Origin of the sequence: Paenibacillus sp. LHD-38, from assembly GCF_031157315.1 — a bacterium.
In the GTDB taxonomy this organism is placed as follows: Bacteria; Bacillota; Bacilli; order Paenibacillales; family Paenibacillaceae; genus Pristimantibacillus.
This window is the reverse complement of record NZ_JAVIFU010000038.1, coordinates 46,319-66,209: the sequence shown is the minus strand read 5'-3', so window position 1 is coordinate 66,209 and position 19,891 is coordinate 46,319. Positions and strand designations below refer to the sequence as shown.

Here is a 19,891-nt window from a genome sequence, read left to right as displayed (position 1 = left end):
CTGAGCCAGGATCAAACTCTCCAAATTGGTGTTTGAAATGCTCATTACTTTTTATCGCTTTTTCGCTTATCCCGAAGGATTTGCGAGGCAGTTATTACTCGTTGTTCAGTTTTCAAAGAACAATTGCTCTTTCGTGTCAACCGCGTGTGTCTCAGCGGCGACAAGAAATAATATATCATAGGGGCCCAATTAAATGCAACCCCTTTTTTAAAGTTTTTTTCAAAACCTGATTTTATCGGTAAGATCTCGCATTTAATGCATAACGCGACAGTTCTTTCGGGGAGGCAATTCGTGCATACATACGGAAGATGATTTTATATCTTCTTGTAATGGCTTGCTTAATATCGCCGTCTAACCTTGAATCGCTCAGGTCAAGCAGCATTTCATCCAGTTCTTTGCGAAGGACATAGTCGAGTTCTTTGCATTCTTTATCGTTGAATAGTATTCCGAGCATAGCCGTGAGTGACCTCCTTTAGTTGTAAAGCGCAACTAGACCGTCCGTTAACGTACAAAAAAGCAACGTCTTACGCAAATGCGTTTCGACACTGCTTTACTGTTATGCTCAAATATTGGAAAAATTATTACATGGTTAACAACCATGTTGTAATTGTGCTTTCAATAATCGCTGCAATAAGAAGCGTTATCGTCAGATAAACCACCATAGGGACTGTCCTTGCAGTGAAGGACTCAAGCTCGCGTCCCAGGCCGCTTGATTTAGATCTTTCGAAAACCAGTGAGCCTCCCGCTTTTAAAACGAGTACTCCAAAACGCATGCCATAAGCGCATGCTATGATGATTGCCGGAATTTCCAATATGCCGTGAGGCAATAATCCTTTAACAATGATCTCCATAACGTACCCGCCGCCATGCAGCTCGGCTGTTGTCTTGAGCAAATAACCAATCATCATTCCGTTCACGACCAAGAAGAAGAACGGTAGGATCCCAAACATCGCTCCTAAATACATGACTAAGATCGATTTGATCGCATTATTAAAGAAAATGAAAATAATCATCGTCAATGTCGGATTACTTGAATTGTCGATCATGTCGGCAAGTTTTCCAAGTCCTTCGAGCTGGCCGTCAAGAAAGGCTTTAAAGGCTGGATTTGTCCCTCCGATAACCATGCCTGCCAAAAACAAGATCGTTCCAAACGCTATATAAGGATTCATCCGCTTAAAATGCTCCCAGTTCAAACGCCAATTAAACAATTTATTCCCCTCCGCAGTATGTAACTTCGCAATATAGATGAATATCTCAGTTGTACGAGCATAGATTGTACTACAAGCGTAAACGACAACCGCCTTCCATGGAGGCAAATACTCGTTCCGCGATAAAAGATAAGCGAAGTATAAAGGTCGGATTTATACTTTCTTATCTTTGTACAAGCTTCCATTAGAGAGGAGTGCCCTTCCCCATGAACGTTTTTTATGTTCTGAACGGCCGTAAGATGAAAAGGTATTTCTTAATCGCCATCGCCGTTGTCTTCTCTGTCGGCATCATTTATGCCGAACGCGGCAACATCACTGTGTTTGCCCCGCAGCAGCCAGCGGCAATCTACAGCGTTCCCACTGATAAAAAGGTAGTTGCCCTTACCTTCGATATTAGCTGGGGAGACAAACGCACGGAGCCCATTCTTAATGTGCTGAAAGAGAAAAACATTAAACAGGCCACATTTTTCTTATCCTCGCCTTGGAGTCAATCCCATCCGGAAATCGTCAAGAAGATACAAGACGCCGGTTATGAAATTGGAAGCCATGGCCACAAGCATGATAATTACAGCAAACTAAGCGATGAAGAAATCCGCAAGCAAATTACGACTGCGCATACCATTTTATCCGACGTAACAGGAAAACAGCCCAAATTAATCCGACTTCCTAACGGCGATTTTGACAAACGTGTACTCCGTATCGCAGAAGAACTTCAATACAAGGTTATTCAATGGGATACGGATTCACTTGATTGGATGAATATCGGGACAGACAAAATCATTAATCGGGTCGTTACGCGTGCCCATCCTGGCGATATCATATTGTTCCACGCAAGCGATTCCGTAAAACAAACGCATGAAGCTCTGCCAGCCGTTATTGATCAGCTCCGTGAAAAGGGTTACGATTTTGTCACCGTCACCGATCTCATCACACAAACAGAAATCGACGGCAAAGCTGTGCAGGATAAGACAACGTCTACATTCCCGCAGCTCGATGCCGCCGAATTAGAATACTAAGCTATACGACCGGCTTTGCAGTAATCGCTGCGGAGTCGGTTGTTTCTTTTCTGACCAAGCGATGCATCATCATAATCTGGTATGCATTGCAAACGAATAAAGGAACCATCATAAATATAATGGCGGATACGTTCGTTTCCCCCTGCAGCGCAGGCCATGCTTCAATAAAGGTAACGACAAACATAAGAAACATGGTTGGAACAAAAGCTGTTTTATTCGTTTGCTTAACTTTAAACCATGATACGATTCCGGAGAGGACAAGCAGGATAAGCGGCAGCGCCCAGAAAAACCAGTTATTCATACGCTGCTCGTAAAGGAGATATCCTAGTCCTGCAGCCGCAAATACAGTGGTGTAGCCTTGCAGTGCATTCCATAGATATTTTTTGCCAAATACACTAAGGGCAATATAGTTTAAGGTTAAATAAGCGAAGAAGCCCATTTGGCTGAATGCTCCGATCATTAAACCAACCAAAGCCATCATCAATGCGTTAAATCCGACCGCCTTAAAACCCAAAAAACCAAACTCCGGATCAACCCAAGCCATGATTGCCCCGGTGACCACGCAAGCCAGCCCCCCGACTACCATGCCGCTCCAAAACAAAAAGATCCACTTTTTTAAATTCACGTTCCTTATCCTCCTGAATGTTTATAACGGTTGACTGTTCAACCCAAAACAGATGCTTCCTATAGTCCGATAATGCTCAATTGGATTGGGTTTCCGCCAGTTGTGATTAAATGCTTCCGTATTACCCTTTATTTTACCACGTTCACATCAAAAAGCTAACGATTGTCCATGATAATACGGTGAACAATGCGCATAATAAGACCACGATCCATCACTTTTAGAACATTTGTTTATCCTTATGGAATACAGCAGTACTGACATAGGAAGGAGCATGCGAAGAATGCGTAAGCGGTGGGTTTTATTGTCGGTTATCTCAGCAATGATGTTTGTGCTTACAAGCTGTGGTGCTGAGCCGTCAGGAGGAAATGAGCAGGTCAGCTATAAGGATTTGAAGTCCATGGTTATTGATATCCTCAAAACGGAGGATGCGCAAAAAGCTCTACAGGAATCATCTCAGCAAATTTCTGGTTATTCGGGCCAGCCGTCTAAGCTGCTTTCGGTACAAGACCAAGAGGAAGTTCGTTTGGCCGTTAAGGATGTGCTGATTTCTCCCCAATACGATAAGGTCATCAAAAAATTGATGGTCGATCCGCGTTTCGCCGGGGAATTCGCAAAATCCGTCAATAAGCAAAACAAAGAAATTCACAAAGAGCTGATCAAGGATCCTTCCTACCAAGCAGATTTGATTAAAGTGCTGAAAAATCCGGAGATGGATAAGATGATCCTGGAGGTGCTGCAGAGCACGCAGTATCGTAAAGAAGTCATGTCGCTCATGCAGGACGCGATGCAAAATCCTTTATTCCGTCTTGAAGTGCTTGATTTGATGAAAAAAGCGGTACAAGAGGAGCTTAAACCTAACCCTGACGAGAAGGTCGATAAGAAAAAGGATGAAGGTTCTGGGGAAGAGGAACAGCAATCAGAGGAAGATCAACAGAGTGAAGATTCCGGTTCCTCTGAAGAAGAACAAAGTGACTCCGGCATGTAACTCATACGGAGGAGTAACGATTACCACTTTAACCAATAAAAAAAGCCCGAACAGATTGTCCTGTATCGAAGCGTAAGCTTGCTTCAGGACATTTGTTCGGGCTTTTGTCATAAGGTTAGCCTTCGCACTTGGATAATACGCTGTCAGCCAATTCTAAGTACAGCTGGCCTGTCTCGGTATCCGCTTTGTAAACGGACGGCGCAAAATCCGGCTCCGACACATGGTTGTCCGGCGCACCTAGCGGGATTTGTGCAAGCAAGTCGGCATGCAGTGTCTCTGCAAGCCTTGCACCGCCGCCTCGACCAAAGACGTATTCCTTCTCGCCGGAGCTTTTGGAAACGTAATACGACATATTCTCAACGATTCCAATTATCTCATGCTCCGTCTTAATAGCCATGGCACCAGCTCTTGCTGCTACAAACGCGGCGGTTGCATGCGGCGTTGTGACGATAATTTCTTTGCTTTGCGGAATAATCTGATGAACATCCAGCGCTATGTCCCCTGTGCCTGGCGGCAGATCAAGCAGCAAATAGTCCAACTCGCCCCACTCGATTTCTTGAAAGAAGTTGCGCAGCATTTTGCCTAGCATAGGCCCACGCCATACAATGGGGCTGTTATCTTCTACAAAGAAGCCCATGGACATGACCTTTACGCCAAATTTCTCGATCGGGATTACCCGTTCGTTCACGACTTCCGGACGCTCCTCGATGCCCATCATATCAGGCACACTAAAGCCATAGATGTCGGCATCGATTATACCGACGCGTTTGCCCCTGCGGGCCAAGGCTACCGCCAAGTTTACGGTCACCGTAGATTTGCCGACGCCGCCCTTACCGCTGGCGACGGCGATGAACTGTACGCCGCTGCTAGGATCCAGCAGCGCATTAGCGAGACCGGCCCCGTGGCCCTGGACGGGCGCGGGGCCGCCAGCTTTGCCGGCACCGCCGGCGCTAGCCGCGGCCGGTGCTTTAGCAGCCGCAGGCGGCGGCGTAGACGCGCCTGCGCCCGCGGCAGGCGCTGCCTCTGCCCGAAACCGGCAGTGCACGGTTTCGGCGCCTAGGCGCGCCAGCGCCTCGCGGAGCGAGGCTTCAAGCGCGGGCTGCGACGCCGCGCCGGCCCCGAGGACCGTCATGGAAACCTGACGGTCCCGAACCATTACGTCGCGGATGGTGATCTCATCCGCCTTATACTGTGCCGTCACGGTTTCGACGGCATCAATGACTTGCTCGCGTGTCAATGTCATATATGTCCCACCTTTATGTAATCAAAACTATATAATAATCATTATAGCACAGTAAGCCCAGCAACCAAGCCCTCTGCTGGCGAGCAGCACCTCCCCCAAACAGTAATTATTTCTTATTTGGGAGCCACATCGTTCTGCGGTACAACGCCGCTGAGCTTCTCACCCGAGACGTAGCGAAGGACACCCTCATATATGGAGGCAGCCACCTGTCTTTGATAATCCGTATCGGCAAGCCGCTGTGATTCGCCTGGATTGGATAAAAACCCGACTTCGACCAAAGCCGTTGGTATATTTTCAATCGCCTTCAATACATAAACATCCTTCACTGTAGCAGCGACTCTCGTCGTGTTTTCTAAATTGCGTTTAATCTCATCCTGAATGAAAGTGGCTAAAATACGATTATCCGGATGATTCCCAGGGTGGAAGAAGGTTTGAGCCCCTGACCACTTAGTCGACGGGATACTATTCATATGTATGCTGATGACTGCTGCCGGCTGGCTTGCCTTAATAACTGACACCCGTTTCTTTAAATCCTCCGTCTTGCGTTTGCTGTACGCCCTAGCATCCCCGGTAGCCAGGTCATAATCGCCTTCCCTCGTCATCACGACTATTGCTCCGGCCTGCTGCAAATAATCACGCAAATAAAGCGCGATCGCGAGGTTCAAATCCTTCTCGATTACCCCTTGCTTGCTGACTGCGCCTCCATCCACTCCGCCATGTCCAGCATCAATAGCGATTGTTTTCCCGGACAATGGCAGCGTCCAGTAAGACCACGTTTTTGCTACGGGCATGGATTGCGTAAGCAATATGCCCGTTAATACGATGACAAGCAGCCCAATTCCAATGCGTATTGCTCCTTTATACGTCATCCAAATGACAACATGCCGACCTATTCGGCGCATAAAAAAACCACCCCGTTCTCCATCAAATGAATACGCGGCATCCATCGGCTCATAAGCAGCCGAATGCACACTTTCATTTATATGGGACGAGATGGTTGTTTATGAGACAAACCTTTAATTCTTGATCCGAATTAGCCTACCGGTTGCTCCGACATGCCTTCGATTAGAATCTTTGCTACTTCTGGACGGGAGAACTCAGGCGGCGGGCAAACGCCGTCACGCAGCAATGCGCGAACCTTCGTACCCGAAAGCGTCAAATGATGCTCTTTGTCATGCGGACAAGTTTTCGAAGTGGCCATGTTTCCGCATTTCTTACAGAAGAAGCTATGCTCGAAGTAAAGCGGCGTAATGCCAAGATCTTCGGTTGGGATCGTTTTGAGCAGATCCTGTGCTTCGTATGTTCCGTAGTAGTCGCCTACGCCAGCGTGGTCGCGCCCAACGATAAAATGCGAGCAGCCGTAGTTTTTACGAACAAGCGCATGGAAGATCGCTTCACGAGGACCAGCATAACGCATAGCTGCCGGGAATACACCAAGGAAAACACGATCCTGCGGGTAATAGTTCTCAAGCAAAGCAAGATAACTTTTCATTCGTACGTTCGCAGGAACATCGTCTGATTTTGTTTCGCCGACAAGCGGGTTAAGGAACAACGCATCTACGATTTCCATTGCGGTTTTCTGAATGTATTCATGTGCACGGTGAACCGGATTACGCGTTTGGAAGCCAACAACTGTTTTCCAGCCCTTTTCTGCAAAAATACGACGAGTTTCTGATGGATCAAAATAAAACTCTTCGAACTTCTCTGGCTGCGGACGGTTCAATACGGTAATTTCGCCGCCTACATTTGTGGATGAACGCTCGAACAGTTTTTGAACGCCCGGATGCTCAAGGTCATCTGTTTTGAATACGTTGATTGCTTCAACTTTGTGATCTACGGTGTAGATGCTGTTGATATCAATAGTCGCATAAATGATGCCGTCTTCGCCAACAAGCGCCGCGCGCTCGCCAATCGAAAACTCAGCAGCCTTCGCTTCTACTACAGCAAGTGTAATCGGAATGCTCCATACCGTGCCATTAGCAAGGCGCATGGTTTGTACAACCGATTGATAGTCTGCTTCATTCATAAATCCTGTCAATGGTGAAAACGCGCCAACACCGATCAGATCAAGATCAGATATTGCCCATGTGTTGATCGTTATCGTTTTTAAGCCTTTTGCTTCTGCGAGTAATGCTTCACGTTGTTCGCCGGAAGCGATACGGTTAACCAATACGCCGCCGTGCGGTAGAATTTGACTCATTTGCGATGTATCCTCCTAAAGTTGCTTATTTATGCAATCCGCATTCTGTTTTCTCTTGACCGGCCCAACGTCCAGCGCGAGGATCTTCGCCCGGCATAACTTTGCGCGTGCATTGCTCACAGCCGATGCTCGGGTAATTTTGATCATGCAGCGGGTTATAAATAACATCATTCTCACGGATGTAGTTCCATACGTCTTCAGTAGTCCAGTGAGCGATTGGATTAAATTTAACGAGACCGAATTTTGTATCGTACTCAATTTTTTTGGAGTTTGCGCGAGTTGGCGCTTGATCGCGGCGAATACCCGTAATCCATGCATCGTACTTCGACAAAATGTTAGTCAACGGTTTAACCTTACGAATGTTGCAGCATGCGTTCGCATCGGATTTCCATAGCTCTTCTCCAAATTGTGCAACTTGCTCTTCCGGCGTAATTTCCGGCTTTACTTCAACGAAAGGAATTCCTGGATAACGAGCGGCCATTTTATCGCGCGTTTCATAGGTTTCCTTGAAGTGAAAATCCGTATCCAGATAGAAAATATCTGTTTTAGGGCTGATTTTTTGAAGCATATCGACTAGTACGACATCTTCAGCTCCAAAGCTGCATGCGAACGTAATATTAGGAAAAGTCTCAACCGCAAACGCGATGATTTCTTCCGGTGTCGCGTTCTCGAGATCTACTTCCTTTTGCTTGATAAGCGCTTCTTTTTCAAAAAGGTTCATTTTTATGCCCTCCGTTTTTAAATCCTAGTAAATTAGTCTGTATAAAAATTATACGTCCAAAATGCTCAATGTTCAATAATAAGTTTACACCAAAATGAAATAAAGTTTTGGTATTTATGTCGCACAAACAAAAAATGCCCTCTCTGACTGGCAGAGAGAGCATTTTTTCGTATAAGAATTAACGTTTCGAGAATTGTGGAGCGCGACGAGCCGCTTTAAGACCGTATTTTTTACGTTCTTTCATACGCGGATCACGAGTTAGGAAGCCAGCACGTTTTAGAGCCGGACGGAATTCTGGGTCTGCTTTAAGCAGAGCACGGGAAATACCGTGACGGATAGCGCCTGCTTGACCGGACATACCGCCGCCATTAGCGATTACAAGCACATCGTATTTCGACAATGTGTCAGTAAGGTTAAGCGGTTGTTTTACGATCAGCTTCAATGTTTCTAGACCAAAATATTCATTAAGGTCGCGTTTGTTAATAATGATTCGTCCTTCACCCGGCACAAGACGTACACGTGCAACAGAGTGTTTACGACGACCGGTTCCATAGTATTGCACTTGAGCCATGAAACTTGTCCTCCTCTTTATTACCCGCGAAGTTCGTAAACTTCAGGGTTTTGTGCTTGATGTGGATGTTCCGCACCTGCGTATACTTTAAGTTTAAGCTTCATTTTGTCGCCAAGACGGTTCTTAGGCAACATGCCGTGTACAGCCAATTCGATTACGCGCTCTGGCTTGTTCTTAATCATCTCTTGTGCCGGAGTAGCTTTCAAGCCACCGGAGTACATGGAGTGACGGTAGTAAATTTTATCCGACATTTTTTTGCCTGTCAGATGGATTTTTTCAGCGTTGATAACTACAACGAAATCGCCTGTATCAACATGTGGCGTAAATGTCGGTTTGTGTTTGCCGCGGATCAGGGCAGCAACTTCACTCGCCAAGCGGCCTAGCGTTTTGCCTTCCGCATCGACGACGAACCATTTACGATCAACTTCAGTTGATTTAGCCATATAAGTGGTACGCATGGATGATCCTCCTTAATTTCATACATTAATCGTTTTTATAACAACGTAAACGTTGGTTTGTTTATTCATTGTTGATAGCCAAGTTTGTGACAATCTCAGTCGGGGCTGTGGGTTAGCCACTTCGAAAGCACAAGTTATATTCTACTATAAAGTATAGTTAAGTGCAAGTGATTTATAGTGATTTATCCCTGTTTTTCGCTGGAATATTCAACATCTATTAGCATCAAACCATGCGGCATAGCCGTAGGACCTGCAAGTGATCGATTTCGACCCTCCAGAATGCGTTTTAACTCAGATGAAGCCATCTTCCCCTCGCCAACCCATAATAAAGTTCCCATAATGACACGAACCATATTGTACAAAAAACCGTTCCCTGTTACGTACATGTGTACGATAGGACCTTCCTGCACAAAATCTGCTTCATAGATCGTACGAATATGATGAGGCTTGGTTGAATGTATCGATGTAAATGAGGTAAAGTCATGCTCCCCTATAAGGTAGCGTAGTCCCTCACGCATCGCATCCACATCAAGCGGCGTCGGATGATGAAAGCGATACTGGCGGCCAAAAACATCAGGAAACTTACCGGTATCAATCGTATAGCGATACGTTTTGCGCTTTGCGGATCTTCTTGCGTGAAAATGCTCGGGCACATCGAATGCTTCAATAATGACAATATCCTTAGGCAGCCGCGTATTAAGCGCGATCGCCCATCTTTCTGTCGGAATCGTGGACTCCGTATAGAAATTGAATATTTGTCCTTGTGCATGCACTCCCGCATCCGTACGACCCGAACCAATAATAATAGTCGTTTCGCCCGTAAGCTTCTTAATAGCCTTCTCAATTTCACCTTGAACCGTTCTGCCGTATGGCTGCGTTTGAAAACCGTTAAAGCCGGCCCCGTCATAGCTGACCTTTACGCATATATTCCTCAACCTTTTCCCCCCTTTAGCTAAAGGGATTCCTACATGTTCTAAATTCCTTATCAAGATGGAACTTAAGAGCTGCGCCCTCTGGACACCTAGGAGATGTCGCACAAGCTCATCTGTCGTCCCTGGCTATATTCAGTCAACAAGACTAACAAGCCTATTTTGCAAATAAAAAAAGGTGGCCTCAAGGGTCCACCCTTTTCACTAAAATACAAGAGGGTACACGGAAACCATACACTCACTTATATCTCATAGCGTTAGCGTTCTTATACCGCCCAGAGGCAGGCATAAGACGTTTACGCTCGCGTATAAAGCTTGGACAAGGTTTAACGCTGTGGACAAGCTTATACATTTATTAGGTTACTACGCGCGGTCAACCAATTCTAGGTATACCATTGGCGCAGCATCGCCGCGACGGGGTCCTAGTTTTAGAATACGCGTGTAGCCGCCTGCACGCTCCGAGTAACGGCTAGCCAGCTCGGAGAATAGCTTTTGAATAGCGTCTTGTTGACCGTCAACCGTTTCGCGACGAACATAAGCAGCTACTTGACGACGAGCATGAAGATCACCTTGCTTAGCTTTAGTGATCAGCTTCTCAGCGATAGAACGAACTTCTTTCGCTTTTGCTTCAGTCGTTTGAATACGCTCATAAAGGAACAAGTCAGTAACGAGGTCACGGAACAAAGCTTTCCGTGCACTAGCGTCACGTCCTAATTTTTGATATGCCATCTTGTTTTCCCCTCCCTTGCTCTTTTGTCTTCACTAGTTGGTTACTACTCTTCCATGCGAAGGCCCAAACCGAGCTCTTCAAGCTTCTCTTGAACTTCCTCAAGTGATTTACGTCCGAGGTTACGAACCTTCATCATGTCCTCTTCGGATTTCGTGATTAGCTCTTGAACCGTGTTGATACCCGCGCGTTTCAAGCAGTTGTAAGAACGGACGGAAAGATCAAGTTCCTCGATCGTCATCTCTAGAACTTTCTCTTTCTTATCTTCTTCCTTCTCAACCATAATTTCCGCATCTTTGGCTTCATCGGTCAATCCAACGAACAGGTCCAAATGCTCGGTCAAAATTTTAGCGCCGAGGCTTACAGCCTCTTCCGGTCTAATACTGCCGTCAGTCCATACTTCAAGCGTGAGCTTGTCGTAGTTAGTAACTTGACCAACACGCGTATTTTCAACGCTGTAATTTACACGAGTAATTGGCGTGTATATCGAATCAACGGGAATTACCCCAATCGGTTGTTCGTCTTTCTTGTTGCGGTCCGCTTGCACGTAACCGCGTCCCCGATTAGCAAAAACCCGCATATGGAGCCGCGCGCCGGAAGCCAAGGTTGCGATGTGAAGATCAGGGCTTAAAATCTCGACATCGCTGTCTGCTCGAATGTCGCCCGCTGTAATATTCCCTTCGCCATCCGCGTCGATTTCCAACACCTTTTCTTCATCGGAGTGGATTTTCAACGAGAGGCCCTTCAGGTTCAGAATGATTTCGGTAACATCCTCAATCACTCCGGGAACCGTAGAGAACTCGTGAAGCACTCCATCGATTTGAACCGAGGTTACTGCTGCACCCGGCAACGAAGACAATAAAATTCGGCGAAGCGAATTTCCAAGCGTCGTGCCATATCCGCGTTCAAGCGGCTCGACGACGAAACGTCCGTATGTTCCCTCATCATTCAGTTCTACGGTTTCGATTTTCGGCTTTTCGATCTCAATCACTAATAGTACCCTCCTTCAAACGTCGCTCCGTTAGCTTACCGTTATTTTAAGTCAAATCTTGTAGTATGCCAAACCTTCACAACCATTATTCACAAGTTGTTGTTATTTGATACCACACGGATCCAACTATACGCGACGACGTTTCGGAGGACGGCATCCGTTGTGAGGAACTGGTGTTACGTCTTTAATGAGGTTAACTTCCAATCCAGCTGCTTGAAGCGAGCGAATTGCTGCTTCACGGCCAGCGCCTGGTCCTTTTACCATCACTTCGACTGTTCTCATGCCATGCTCCATTGCTGCTTTGGCAGCCGTCTCAGCAGCCATTTGAGCTGCGAAAGGCGTGCTTTTACGTGAGCCTTTGAAGCCCATGTTACCAGAGCTTGCCCATGAAATCGCATTGCCGTGCGGATCCGTGATCGTAACGATCGTATTGTTGAATGTCGAGCGAATGTGCGCAACGCCAGTCTCAATATTTTTCCGGTCGCGACGTTTCGTACGAACGACTTTTTTTGGTTTAGCCATTGTCCATTATCCTCCCTTCTTATTTCTTCTTGTTAGCTACAGTCCGACGAGGACCTTTACGCGTACGCGCATTTGTTTTCGTACGTTGACCGCGAACAGGCAAGCCGCGACGGTGACGAAGACCACGGTAGCATCCGATTTCAGTCAGACGTTTAATGTTAAGTGAAATTTCACGACGCAAGTCGCCTTCTACTTTAACAGATTTATCGATTGCTTCGCGAAGGCGAGCAAGTTCGTCTTCTGTCAAGTCACGAACACGAGTGTCGTAGCTAACTTCAGCAGTATTCAAAAGTTTTTGCGACGTTGTTTTGCCGATACCGAAAATGTATGTCAGGGCGATTTCGACGCGCTTATCACGCGGCAAGTCTACACCAGCTATACGTGCCATAGGCTATATTCCCCTCCTTCTATCCTTGTTTTTGTTTGTGTTTCGGATTTTCACAAATCACCATAACGTTGCCTTTGCGACGAATGACTTTGCATTTTTCGCAGATCGGCTTTACCGAAGGTCTAACCTTCATTGTGATTACCTCCCGAATCTTTCGTAAACAAGCTGATACTTCAGCTTACTTACGATAGGTGATGCGCCCTTTTGATAAATCATAAGGCGATAACTGTATAACCACCTTGTCTCCTGTCAGGATGCGGATAAAGTGCATTCTGAGCTTACCGGAAACATGTGCGAGAATTTGGTGACCGTTCTCCAGCTCCACCTTGAACGTGGCATTCGGCAACGGCTCTATAACCGTACCTTCGACCTCAATGATGTCTTCCTTAGCCAAGCGTCATTCTCCTTTCGCATTAACATACTTCTGAATTGCATAACGTAACTTTGCGTTGGTCACCCTGCCGGTTTCTAGCATGCTGCCAGAAACCTCCGAACTAATTGCAGGCTGTAACTCGAGATGTAGAACGTTCTTTTTCTTCGGCTGATCGAATCGGCGCTTATGGCCATCGGCAATCATGACGAAACGTTCATCAATGACCGCTAGGATAACAGCATAGCTTTCCTCATCTTTACCGCGAAGCACTTTGACGAACTGACCAATCTGGGGACGAGCATCCATCGTCATACTTATGTCTGCTGCGGCAAAATGGTCAATATTTCAAAGCCGTCCTCTGTAACGGCTACTGTATGCTCAAAATGAGCGCACCATGAACCGTCTTCCGTTACAACCGTCCAATTGTCTTCGAGCGTACGGACATATCGTTCACCGATATTAACCATTGGTTCGATTGCAAGCACCATTCCGGTCTTCAGACGAGGTCCGCGATCTGGTATGCCGTAGTTCGGTATTTGTGGTTCCTCATGGAGGTCCGCGCCGATTCCGTGCCCTACGTATTCCCTTACTACGGAGAATCCTGCATCTTCAATTACCTTTTGAATAGCGTGCGAAATTGTATATAGTCTAATATCTGGTTTGATGAGCGCAAGCCCCGCGTAAAGCGATGCTTCCGTTACCTCAAGCAGCTTCTGAACTTCAGGCGTCACTGCTCCAACCGCATAGGTCCAAGCCGAGTCACCGTGGAAGCCTTCATACTGCGCACCGATATCGATACTAATTATATCGCCTTCGTTCAACTTGCGTGAACCAGGGAAGCCGTGCACCAGCTCGTCATTCACAGAAGCACAAATGCTGGAAGGAAAACCATTGTAACCTTTGAAGGAAGGAATCGCATTTTGACTCTTAATGAACGTTTCAGCGATTTGGTCAAGCTCACGAGTTGTGATGCCTGGTTTCACAGCCTCCGCCATCAATCGATGCGTTTCCGCAACAATGCGTCCTGCTTCCCTCATATATCGCAGCTCCGAATCGGATTTGCAAATTATCATTACAATGAACCTCTCAAGTTGGAAATAATGTCGGATGTTACAACATCAATGTCCTTCTCGCCGTCGACTTCGCGAAGGAGACCTTTAGCACTGTAGTAATCGAGTAGAGGCGCTGTTTTGGATGAATATTCATCTAAACGAGTTCCAACCTTTTCCTCTGTATCGTCTGAACGTTGATACAATTCCCCGCCGTCTTTGTCGCAGATTCCTTCAACTTTAGGTGGGTTAAAGATTACATGATAAGTCGTACCAGTCGTTTTCGATATGCGTCTGCCCGTTAAACGAGCAAGCAGCAAACTGCGGTCAACCTTTAGATTTACAACATGGTCAATACTGCGACCGAGCTCCGCAAGCATAACATCAAGTGCTTCTGCTTGCTGCAGTGTGCGAGGAAACCCGTCGAGCAAGAATCCACTTTTGCAATCGTCTTGTTCAAGTCTTTCCTTTACAATACCGTTCGTGATCTCATCGGGAACGAGTAGGCCTTGATCGACATACTCCTTCGCTTTGATTCCAAGTGCGGTTCCTTCTTTCATAGCGAGGCGGAAAGCATCGCCAGTGGAAATGTGGGGAATACCGAACTCTTCAACGATCCGTTCAGCTTGTGTACCTTTACCGGCTCCCGGAGGGCCCATGAATAAAATGTTCATTGCTGAGTTCCTCGCTTTAAGCACAATAGGCTCGGGCGGGCTGCCGCAGAGCGCATGTTGACGAACGCGGAAGCCCGGTCAGAACCTATTGTTATTTATTGATAAACCCTTTGTAATGGCGTTTGATCAACTGGCTCTCGATTTGCTTCATCGTATCCAGTGCAACACCGATAACGATTAAGAGCGAGGTGCCGCCTAGCTGCACTGAGCGCGGTAATCCTGCAAGTGTTCCGAAGAACACTGGAAGTACAGAGATGACAGCCAGGAAGATCGCACCTGTCAATGTAATACGCGACATAACGCGTGTTAGGTATGACGAGGTAGGCTTACCTGGGCGAATGCCAGGAATATAGCCACCGTTCTTCTTCATCTGATCAGCCATTTGAACCGGATTAATTTGCACGAATGTATAGAAGAAGGTAAACCCGATAATTAACAATACGTACAATACCATACCAAGCGGTCTGTCATAGTTCATATTGTCGATAATCCAGGTTGCCCAGGCCTGAGTAGACCAGAACTGCGCAATCGTAATCGGGAACATGACAAGCGATACCGCGAAAATGACCGGAATAACGCCTGCGCCGTTCACTTTCATCGGAATGTGAGTCGATTGTCCGCCGTACATTTTCCGTCCAACCACGCGTTTAGCGTATTGAACCGGAATTTTACGAATACCTTGTTGTACGAATATAACACCGACAATGATTGCGATGATCGCAATCAGGATCAGCACCATTTTGATAATGTTCAAAAACAGTTGATCTTGGGCACCTACGAACTGATCTTCGACGATCGTACGAATGTGTCCAGGAATACCAGCTGCAATTGCTGCAAAGATGAGAATGGAAATACCATTTCCAATCCCTTTTTCCGTAATTTGCTCACCGAGCCACATCAAGAATGCAGTACCTGCAGTCAAGATGATCGCGATAACTAAATAGTCAACGAATGTCGCGCCAACAACCATTTCATAACCGTATTGACGGTTAAAGCCGATTGCTGTAGCGAAACCTTGGACTAAACCAAGGATAACCGTTCCATAACGAGTGATTTGTGCGAGCTTACGTTTACCGTTCTCGCCTTCCTTAGCCCACTCCGCAAACTTAGGAATAACATCCATAGACAACAGCTGAACGATAATCGACGCTGTAATGTATGGCGTAATACCAATTGCGAAAATGGAGAATTGGAACAAAGCACCGCCGGAAAACGTGTTAAGCAAGCCGAACAGATCCGCACCGGCTGCATCAACCTGCTTAAACACATCTTTGTTTACACCGGGTACTGGAATAAAGGACCCGATGCGGTATATAAAAAGAATGAAAAGGGTGAAGAGGATCCTTGTACGAAGATCCGCCACTTTCCAGATATTGGACACGGTCTTGAACAATTAGATCACCTCGGTTTTACCGCCGGCAGCCTGGATTTTCTCTACCGCAGATTGAGAGAACTTGTTTGCTTTTACAGTAAGTGTAACGTTAACTTCACCATTGCCCAAAATTTTAATTCCTGCGAGCGGGTTCTTTACGATACCAGTCTCGATGAGAACTTCTGGAGTGACTTCAGTTCCTGCTGCAAACGCGTTAAGTTCTTCAATGTTGACAATTGCGTACTCTTTGCGGAAGGGGTTATTGAAACCGCGCTTCGGCACTCGACGATACAAAGGATTTTGTCCGCCCTCGAAACCAGGACGAACGCCGCCGCCGGAACGAGCGTTTTGACCTTTGTGACCTTTACCGGCCGTTTTACCGTTACCGGAACCGATACCGCGACCTTTGCGCTTTGGCGCTTGGGTTGAGCCCGGTGCTGGTGCTAGCTCATGCAATTTCATCGTTCGTGCACCTCCTTATTTATTTCTTGGAACAAAATCTATTCTTATACTTCTTCTACTTTTACCAAGTGACTAACAGTGTTAACCATGCCACGGATAGCTGGGCTATCGTTCAAAACAACTGCCTGACGAATCTTTTTTAGACCGAAAGATTCAACCGTTGCACGTTGTTTCTCGTTGCGACCGATTAAACTGCGAACGAGGGTGATTTGCAATTTTGCCATCTTATTTCCCTCCTTAGCGTAACAGCTCTTCGACTGTTTTTCCACGAAGCTTTGCAACTTCTTCCACGCGTTTAAGACGGGAAAGACCTTCAAGCGTTGCGTTAACCATGTTCATGGAGTTCGAAGAACCTAGCGATTTCGTCAAGATGTCGCCGACACCAGCAAGTTCGAGAACTGCACGAACCGGGCCGCCGGCGATAACGCCAGTACCTTCAGAAGCTGGCTTCAGAAGAACTTCACCTGCTCCGAAATGTCCGAGAACAAGGTGAGGGATAGTCGTGCCAACGATTGGAACATGGATCAGGTTTTTCTTAGCATCTTCAATACCTTTGCGGATTGCATCAGGTACTTCGCCTGCTTTACCGATCCCTGCGCCAACGTAGCCTTTACCGTCGCCGACTACTACAAGTGCACTAAAGCTGAAACGGCGTCCGCCTTTTACAACTTTAGAAACGCGATTGATATTAACAACTTTTTCAGTCAGTTCTAACGTATTTGGATCTACACGCAAGTCGTTTAACCTCCTTATAAATAAAGTCGATTAGAATTCTAGGCCAGCTTCGCGAGCTGCTGTAGCAAGTGCCTGAATTCTGCCGTGATACAAGTAACCGCCGCGATCAAATACTACTTGGGTTACACCCTTAGCTTGAGCGCGTTTCGCAATCAATTCTCCGACTTTGCTCGCTGCATCGATGTTGCCACCGTTGCCAACTGCTTCAGTCAATTCTTTATCCTGTGTGGATGCAGAAACGATTGTTACGCCTGAAACATCGTCGATTAATTGAGCATACATATGCTTGGAGGAACGGAATACAGATAGACGCGGACGTGCAGCTGTACCGTTAATTTTTTTACGAACACGAAGGTGTCTTTTTAGACGAGCCTTGTTTTTGTCGCCTTTCGTAATCATACAAAGTTCACTCCTTTCTTTCAGCCTTAAGACGCTATCTTAAGCAAACGGACTGTTTGCTTATTTTTTCTTACCAGCTTTACCTTCTTTACGGATGATGCGTTCGCCTTCGTACTTAATACCTTTACCTTTATACGGTTCTGGTTCACGTACGGAACGAATTTTTGCTGCAGTTGCACCAACGAGTTCTTTATCAATACCGCGAACAGTGATTTTCGTGTTTGCTGGTACTTCGAACTCGATTCCATTATCTGGAGCAATCTCGACTGGGTGAGAGTAACCTACGTTAAGTACGATTTTATCCCCAGCTTTATTTGCACGGTAACCAACGCCCACTAGCTCCAAGTTTTTGGAGAAGCCATCAGTAACTCCGCTCACCATGTTAGCGATGATGCTGCGAGTTGTTCCGTGCAACGAGCGATGCAATTTATTATCGGAAGGACGTTCTACTAGGATTTCTGTTTCCGTTACATTCACTTTCATATCTTTGTGAATTTCACGGGAAAGCGATCCTTTAGGTCCTTTTACAGTAATTACTGTGTTGTCCAAGTTGATTGTTACGCCGTTAGGCACTTGGATTGGTTTGCGACCAATACGGGACATTGTTACACCTCCTATCTTTGTGACTTGTTACTTACCAAACGTAGCAAACTACTTCGCCGCCAGATTTAACTTGACGAGCTTCTTTATCAGTCATAATCCCTTTGGAAGTGGAAATAATTGCAATTCCAAGTCCACCGAGTACACGAGGGATTTCAGTTGATTGTGTATAAACGCGAAGGCCTGGTTTCGAAATACGTTTCAAGCCAGTAATTACGCGCTCTTGGTTAGGGCCGTATTTCAAGAAAATACGGATAATCCCTTGTTTGTTGTCTTCGATATATTCAGCGTCGCGGATAAAACCCTCGCGCTTCAAAATCTCAGCGATTTGCTTCTTCATTTTCGAAGCGGGCATTTCCACGGTCTCGTGACGAACAACATTCGCATTACGAATGCGCGTCAACATATCTGCAACCGGATCAGACATAACCATTGTGTTAACCTCCTTCCCAAACTAGGCTGATTACCAGCTTGCTTTTTTAACGCCAGGAATCTGGCCCTTATGTGCTAACTCACGGAAACAAATCCGGCAAATTTTAAACTTTTGCAAAACAGAATGCGGACGGCCGCAACGCTCACAGCGCGTATATGCACGCACTTTAAATTTCGGGGCGCGTTGTTGCTTCACTTTCATCGAAGTTTTTGCCACTGGGTATTACACCTCCTAAAAGTGGATTACTTCGTGAACGGCATGCCCATTTGGGTCAGCAATTCACGAGATTCTTCGTCCGTTTTTGCCGTCGTGACGATGACGATGTCCATACCGCGCACTTTATCGACTTTATCGTACTCGATCTCTGGGAATATCAATTGCTCTTTCAAGCCAAGCGTATAGTTACCACGGCCGTCGAAAGCTTTGTTCGATACACCGCGGAAGTCACGTACACGCGGTAGAGAAATGTTGAACAGTTTATCAAGGAAATGATACATACGCTCGCCGCGCAATGTAACTTTAACCCCGATTGGCATGTTCTCACGAAGCTTGAAGCCTGCAATAGACTTCTTCGCACGAGTAACGACTGGTTTTTGACCGGAGATGATACGTAGTTCTTCAACTGCTACATCAAGGATTTTCGAATTGGAAACCGCTTCGCCTACCCCCATGTTGATAACTACCTTCTCAATTTTCGGCACTTGCATAACAGACGTATAGTTGAACTTCTGCATAAGAGCAGGAGTTATTTCGTTTAAGAAACGACCTTTCAATCTTGCTGCCATTGATCATGGACCTCCTTTCCTACCGTAACGATTAGTCGATTACTTCTCCGGAACGTTTCGCGATCCGAACTTTCTTGCCGTTGTCGAGCACTTTGTATCCGATACGTGTTACTTTACCGCTTTTCGGATCGATATGCATAACGTTAGAAACGTGAATTGGCGCTTCTTGTTCGATAATACCGCCCTGTGGATTAGCTTGCGATGGACGAGTATGTTTCTTAACAGTGTTAACACCTTCTACGAGTACGCGGTTTTCACGCGGATACGCAGCGATAACGCGGCCCTTCTTACCTTTGTCTTTACCGGTAATTACGATAACCGTGTCGTCTTTTTTCACGTGCAATTTATTGTTATGGGATTCGAGTACTTTTTTCAGCCTTGGCATGAGTTACACCTCCTGCACGCTTGTGCTTTCAAGCTTATAT

31 protein-coding genes are annotated in these 19,891 nt (G+C 46.3%); 2 read left to right on the top strand and 29 right to left on the bottom strand.

The features are described from left to right. Positions 1-232 precede the first annotated feature (232 nt). Positions 233-454, bottom strand: a complete 222-nt coding sequence (locus RCO25_RS25570) for a hypothetical protein (RefSeq protein ID WP_076338936.1) — start codon at positions 452-454, stop codon at positions 233-235. Between the two features lie 127 nt (positions 455-581). Further along, positions 582-1,208 (bottom strand): stage II sporulation protein M, encoded by a 627-nt coding sequence (locus RCO25_RS25565; RefSeq protein ID WP_308998905.1) that lies wholly within the window; start codon positions 1,206-1,208, stop codon positions 582-584. Between the two features lie 206 nt (positions 1,209-1,414). Between RCO25_RS25565 and pdaB the strand changes: the two genes are divergently transcribed. After that, positions 1,415-2,224: a polysaccharide deacetylase family sporulation protein PdaB gene (pdaB, locus tag RCO25_RS25560; protein WP_308998904.1), complete on the top strand. Its 810-nt coding sequence runs from the start codon at positions 1,415-1,417 to the stop codon at positions 2,222-2,224. A 1-nt stretch (position 2,225) separates the two neighbouring features. On the opposite strand, the gene RCO25_RS25555 is transcribed toward pdaB, so the two are convergent. Beyond that, complete coding sequence (locus RCO25_RS25555) at positions 2,226-2,849, bottom strand: KinB-signaling pathway activation protein (RefSeq protein WP_308998903.1); 624 nt, start codon at positions 2,847-2,849, stop codon at positions 2,226-2,228. Positions 2,850-3,129: 280 nt separating this feature from the next. On the opposite strand from RCO25_RS25555, the gene gerD reads away from it, so the two are divergent. Continuing rightward, positions 3,130-3,834, top strand: a complete 705-nt coding sequence (gene gerD, locus RCO25_RS25550; protein WP_308998902.1) for a spore germination lipoprotein GerD — start codon at positions 3,130-3,132, stop codon at positions 3,832-3,834. A gap of 115 nt (positions 3,835-3,949) precedes the next feature. Here the strand turns inward: gerD and RCO25_RS25545 are convergent, their stop codons facing one another. The 26 genes from RCO25_RS25545 to rplX form a co-directional block, all read right to left on the bottom strand. After that, positions 3,950-5,077 carry an Mrp/NBP35 family ATP-binding protein gene (locus tag RCO25_RS25545; protein ID WP_308998901.1) on the bottom strand — a complete coding sequence of 376 codons (1,128 nt, stop codon included), beginning with the start codon at positions 5,075-5,077 and terminating at the stop codon, positions 3,950-3,952. A 113-nt stretch (positions 5,078-5,190) separates the two neighbouring features. Beyond that, positions 5,191-5,979 carry an N-acetylmuramoyl-L-alanine amidase CwlD gene (gene cwlD / locus RCO25_RS25540; protein ID WP_308998900.1) on the bottom strand — a complete coding sequence of 263 codons (789 nt, stop codon included), beginning with the start codon at positions 5,977-5,979 and terminating at the stop codon, positions 5,191-5,193. Positions 5,980-6,110: 131 nt separating this feature from the next. Then, complete coding sequence (gene sat / locus RCO25_RS25535; protein WP_308998899.1) at positions 6,111-7,277, bottom strand: sulfate adenylyltransferase; 1,167 nt, start codon at positions 7,275-7,277, stop codon at positions 6,111-6,113. Between the two features lie 25 nt (positions 7,278-7,302). Then, positions 7,303-7,998 (bottom strand): phosphoadenylyl-sulfate reductase, encoded by a 696-nt coding sequence (locus tag RCO25_RS25530; protein WP_308998898.1) that lies wholly within the window; start codon positions 7,996-7,998, stop codon positions 7,303-7,305. A gap of 178 nt (positions 7,999-8,176) precedes the next feature. Further along, positions 8,177-8,569, bottom strand: a complete 393-nt coding sequence (gene rpsI, locus RCO25_RS25525) for a 30S ribosomal protein S9 (RefSeq protein ID WP_056635921.1) — start codon at positions 8,567-8,569, stop codon at positions 8,177-8,179. A 20-nt stretch (positions 8,570-8,589) separates the two neighbouring features. Further along, entirely contained in the window at positions 8,590-9,027 is a 438-nt protein-coding gene (rplM, locus tag RCO25_RS25520) for a 50S ribosomal protein L13 (RefSeq protein WP_053373925.1), read from the bottom strand. A 182-nt stretch (positions 9,028-9,209) separates the two neighbouring features. Further along, entirely contained in the window at positions 9,210-9,962 is a 753-nt protein-coding gene (gene truA, locus RCO25_RS25515; RefSeq protein WP_308998897.1) for a tRNA pseudouridine(38-40) synthase TruA, read from the bottom strand. A 357-nt stretch (positions 9,963-10,319) separates the two neighbouring features. Beyond that, positions 10,320-10,685 carry a 50S ribosomal protein L17 gene (rplQ, locus tag RCO25_RS25510; protein WP_308998896.1) on the bottom strand — a complete coding sequence of 122 codons (366 nt, stop codon included), beginning with the start codon at positions 10,683-10,685 and terminating at the stop codon, positions 10,320-10,322. 44 nt (positions 10,686-10,729) lie between these two features. Further along, positions 10,730-11,674: a DNA-directed RNA polymerase subunit alpha gene (locus RCO25_RS25505; protein ID WP_053373922.1), complete on the bottom strand. Its 945-nt coding sequence runs from the start codon at positions 11,672-11,674 to the stop codon at positions 10,730-10,732. Between the two features lie 126 nt (positions 11,675-11,800). Next, positions 11,801-12,196, bottom strand: coding sequence for a 30S ribosomal protein S11 (gene rpsK, locus RCO25_RS25500; protein ID WP_053373921.1), 396 nt, complete (start codon positions 12,194-12,196; stop codon positions 11,801-11,803). A gap of 19 nt (positions 12,197-12,215) precedes the next feature. Next, positions 12,216-12,584: a 30S ribosomal protein S13 gene (rpsM, locus tag RCO25_RS25495; RefSeq protein WP_054025308.1), complete on the bottom strand. Its 369-nt coding sequence runs from the start codon at positions 12,582-12,584 to the stop codon at positions 12,216-12,218. 19 nt (positions 12,585-12,603) lie between these two features. Continuing rightward, a complete protein-coding gene (gene rpmJ / locus RCO25_RS25490) occupies positions 12,604-12,717 on the bottom strand; it encodes a 50S ribosomal protein L36 (RefSeq protein WP_003333770.1) in 114 nt (37 codons plus the stop codon). Positions 12,718-12,762: 45 nt separating this feature from the next. Continuing rightward, complete coding sequence (gene infA / locus RCO25_RS25485; RefSeq protein WP_053373919.1) at positions 12,763-12,978, bottom strand: translation initiation factor IF-1; 216 nt, start codon at positions 12,976-12,978, stop codon at positions 12,763-12,765. A 3-nt stretch (positions 12,979-12,981) separates the two neighbouring features. Then, a complete protein-coding gene (locus RCO25_RS25480; protein ID WP_308998906.1) occupies positions 12,982-13,263 on the bottom strand; it encodes a KOW domain-containing RNA-binding protein in 282 nt (93 codons plus the stop codon). Between the two features lie 8 nt (positions 13,264-13,271). After that, on the bottom strand, positions 13,272-14,030 hold the full coding sequence (gene map / locus RCO25_RS25475; protein WP_308998895.1) for a type I methionyl aminopeptidase: 759 nt from the start codon (positions 14,028-14,030) through the stop codon (positions 13,272-13,274). Further along, a complete protein-coding gene (locus RCO25_RS25470; RefSeq protein ID WP_308998894.1) occupies positions 14,030-14,680 on the bottom strand; it encodes an adenylate kinase in 651 nt (216 codons plus the stop codon). The genes map and RCO25_RS25470 overlap by 1 nt, the downstream gene beginning before the upstream one ends. Positions 14,681-14,771: 91 nt before the next feature. Beyond that, positions 14,772-16,073 (bottom strand): preprotein translocase subunit SecY, encoded by a 1,302-nt coding sequence (secY, locus tag RCO25_RS25465; protein ID WP_308998893.1) that lies wholly within the window; start codon positions 16,071-16,073, stop codon positions 14,772-14,774. Beyond that, the gene (gene rplO / locus RCO25_RS25460) at positions 16,074-16,514 is read right to left on the bottom strand and encodes a 50S ribosomal protein L15 (protein ID WP_308998892.1); all 441 of its coding nucleotides are present in this window, start codon (positions 16,512-16,514) and stop codon (positions 16,074-16,076) included. Between the two features lie 44 nt (positions 16,515-16,558). Then, positions 16,559-16,738: a 50S ribosomal protein L30 gene (gene rpmD / locus RCO25_RS25455; protein WP_056635953.1), complete on the bottom strand. Its 180-nt coding sequence runs from the start codon at positions 16,736-16,738 to the stop codon at positions 16,559-16,561. Positions 16,739-16,751: 13 nt separating this feature from the next. Beyond that, positions 16,752-17,249 (bottom strand): 30S ribosomal protein S5, encoded by a 498-nt coding sequence (rpsE, locus tag RCO25_RS25450; RefSeq protein ID WP_054025314.1) that lies wholly within the window; start codon positions 17,247-17,249, stop codon positions 16,752-16,754. 30 nt (positions 17,250-17,279) lie between these two features. After that, positions 17,280-17,648, bottom strand: a complete 369-nt coding sequence (rplR, locus tag RCO25_RS25445; protein ID WP_138756279.1) for a 50S ribosomal protein L18 — start codon at positions 17,646-17,648, stop codon at positions 17,280-17,282. Positions 17,649-17,708: 60 nt separating this feature from the next. Beyond that, complete coding sequence (gene rplF, locus RCO25_RS25440; RefSeq protein ID WP_308998891.1) at positions 17,709-18,251, bottom strand: 50S ribosomal protein L6; 543 nt, start codon at positions 18,249-18,251, stop codon at positions 17,709-17,711. Positions 18,252-18,282: 31 nt separating this feature from the next. Next, positions 18,283-18,681, bottom strand: coding sequence for a 30S ribosomal protein S8 (gene rpsH / locus RCO25_RS25435; protein WP_053373909.1), 399 nt, complete (start codon positions 18,679-18,681; stop codon positions 18,283-18,285). A 30-nt stretch (positions 18,682-18,711) separates the two neighbouring features. After that, complete coding sequence (locus tag RCO25_RS25430; protein WP_056635963.1) at positions 18,712-18,897, bottom strand: type Z 30S ribosomal protein S14; 186 nt, start codon at positions 18,895-18,897, stop codon at positions 18,712-18,714. 26 nt (positions 18,898-18,923) lie between these two features. Next, positions 18,924-19,466 carry a 50S ribosomal protein L5 gene (rplE, locus tag RCO25_RS25425; protein ID WP_053373908.1) on the bottom strand — a complete coding sequence of 181 codons (543 nt, stop codon included), beginning with the start codon at positions 19,464-19,466 and terminating at the stop codon, positions 18,924-18,926. A gap of 31 nt (positions 19,467-19,497) precedes the next feature. Next, positions 19,498-19,851, bottom strand: a complete 354-nt coding sequence (rplX, locus tag RCO25_RS25420) for a 50S ribosomal protein L24 (protein ID WP_076271424.1) — start codon at positions 19,849-19,851, stop codon at positions 19,498-19,500. Between the last annotated feature and the right edge of the window lie 40 nt (positions 19,852-19,891).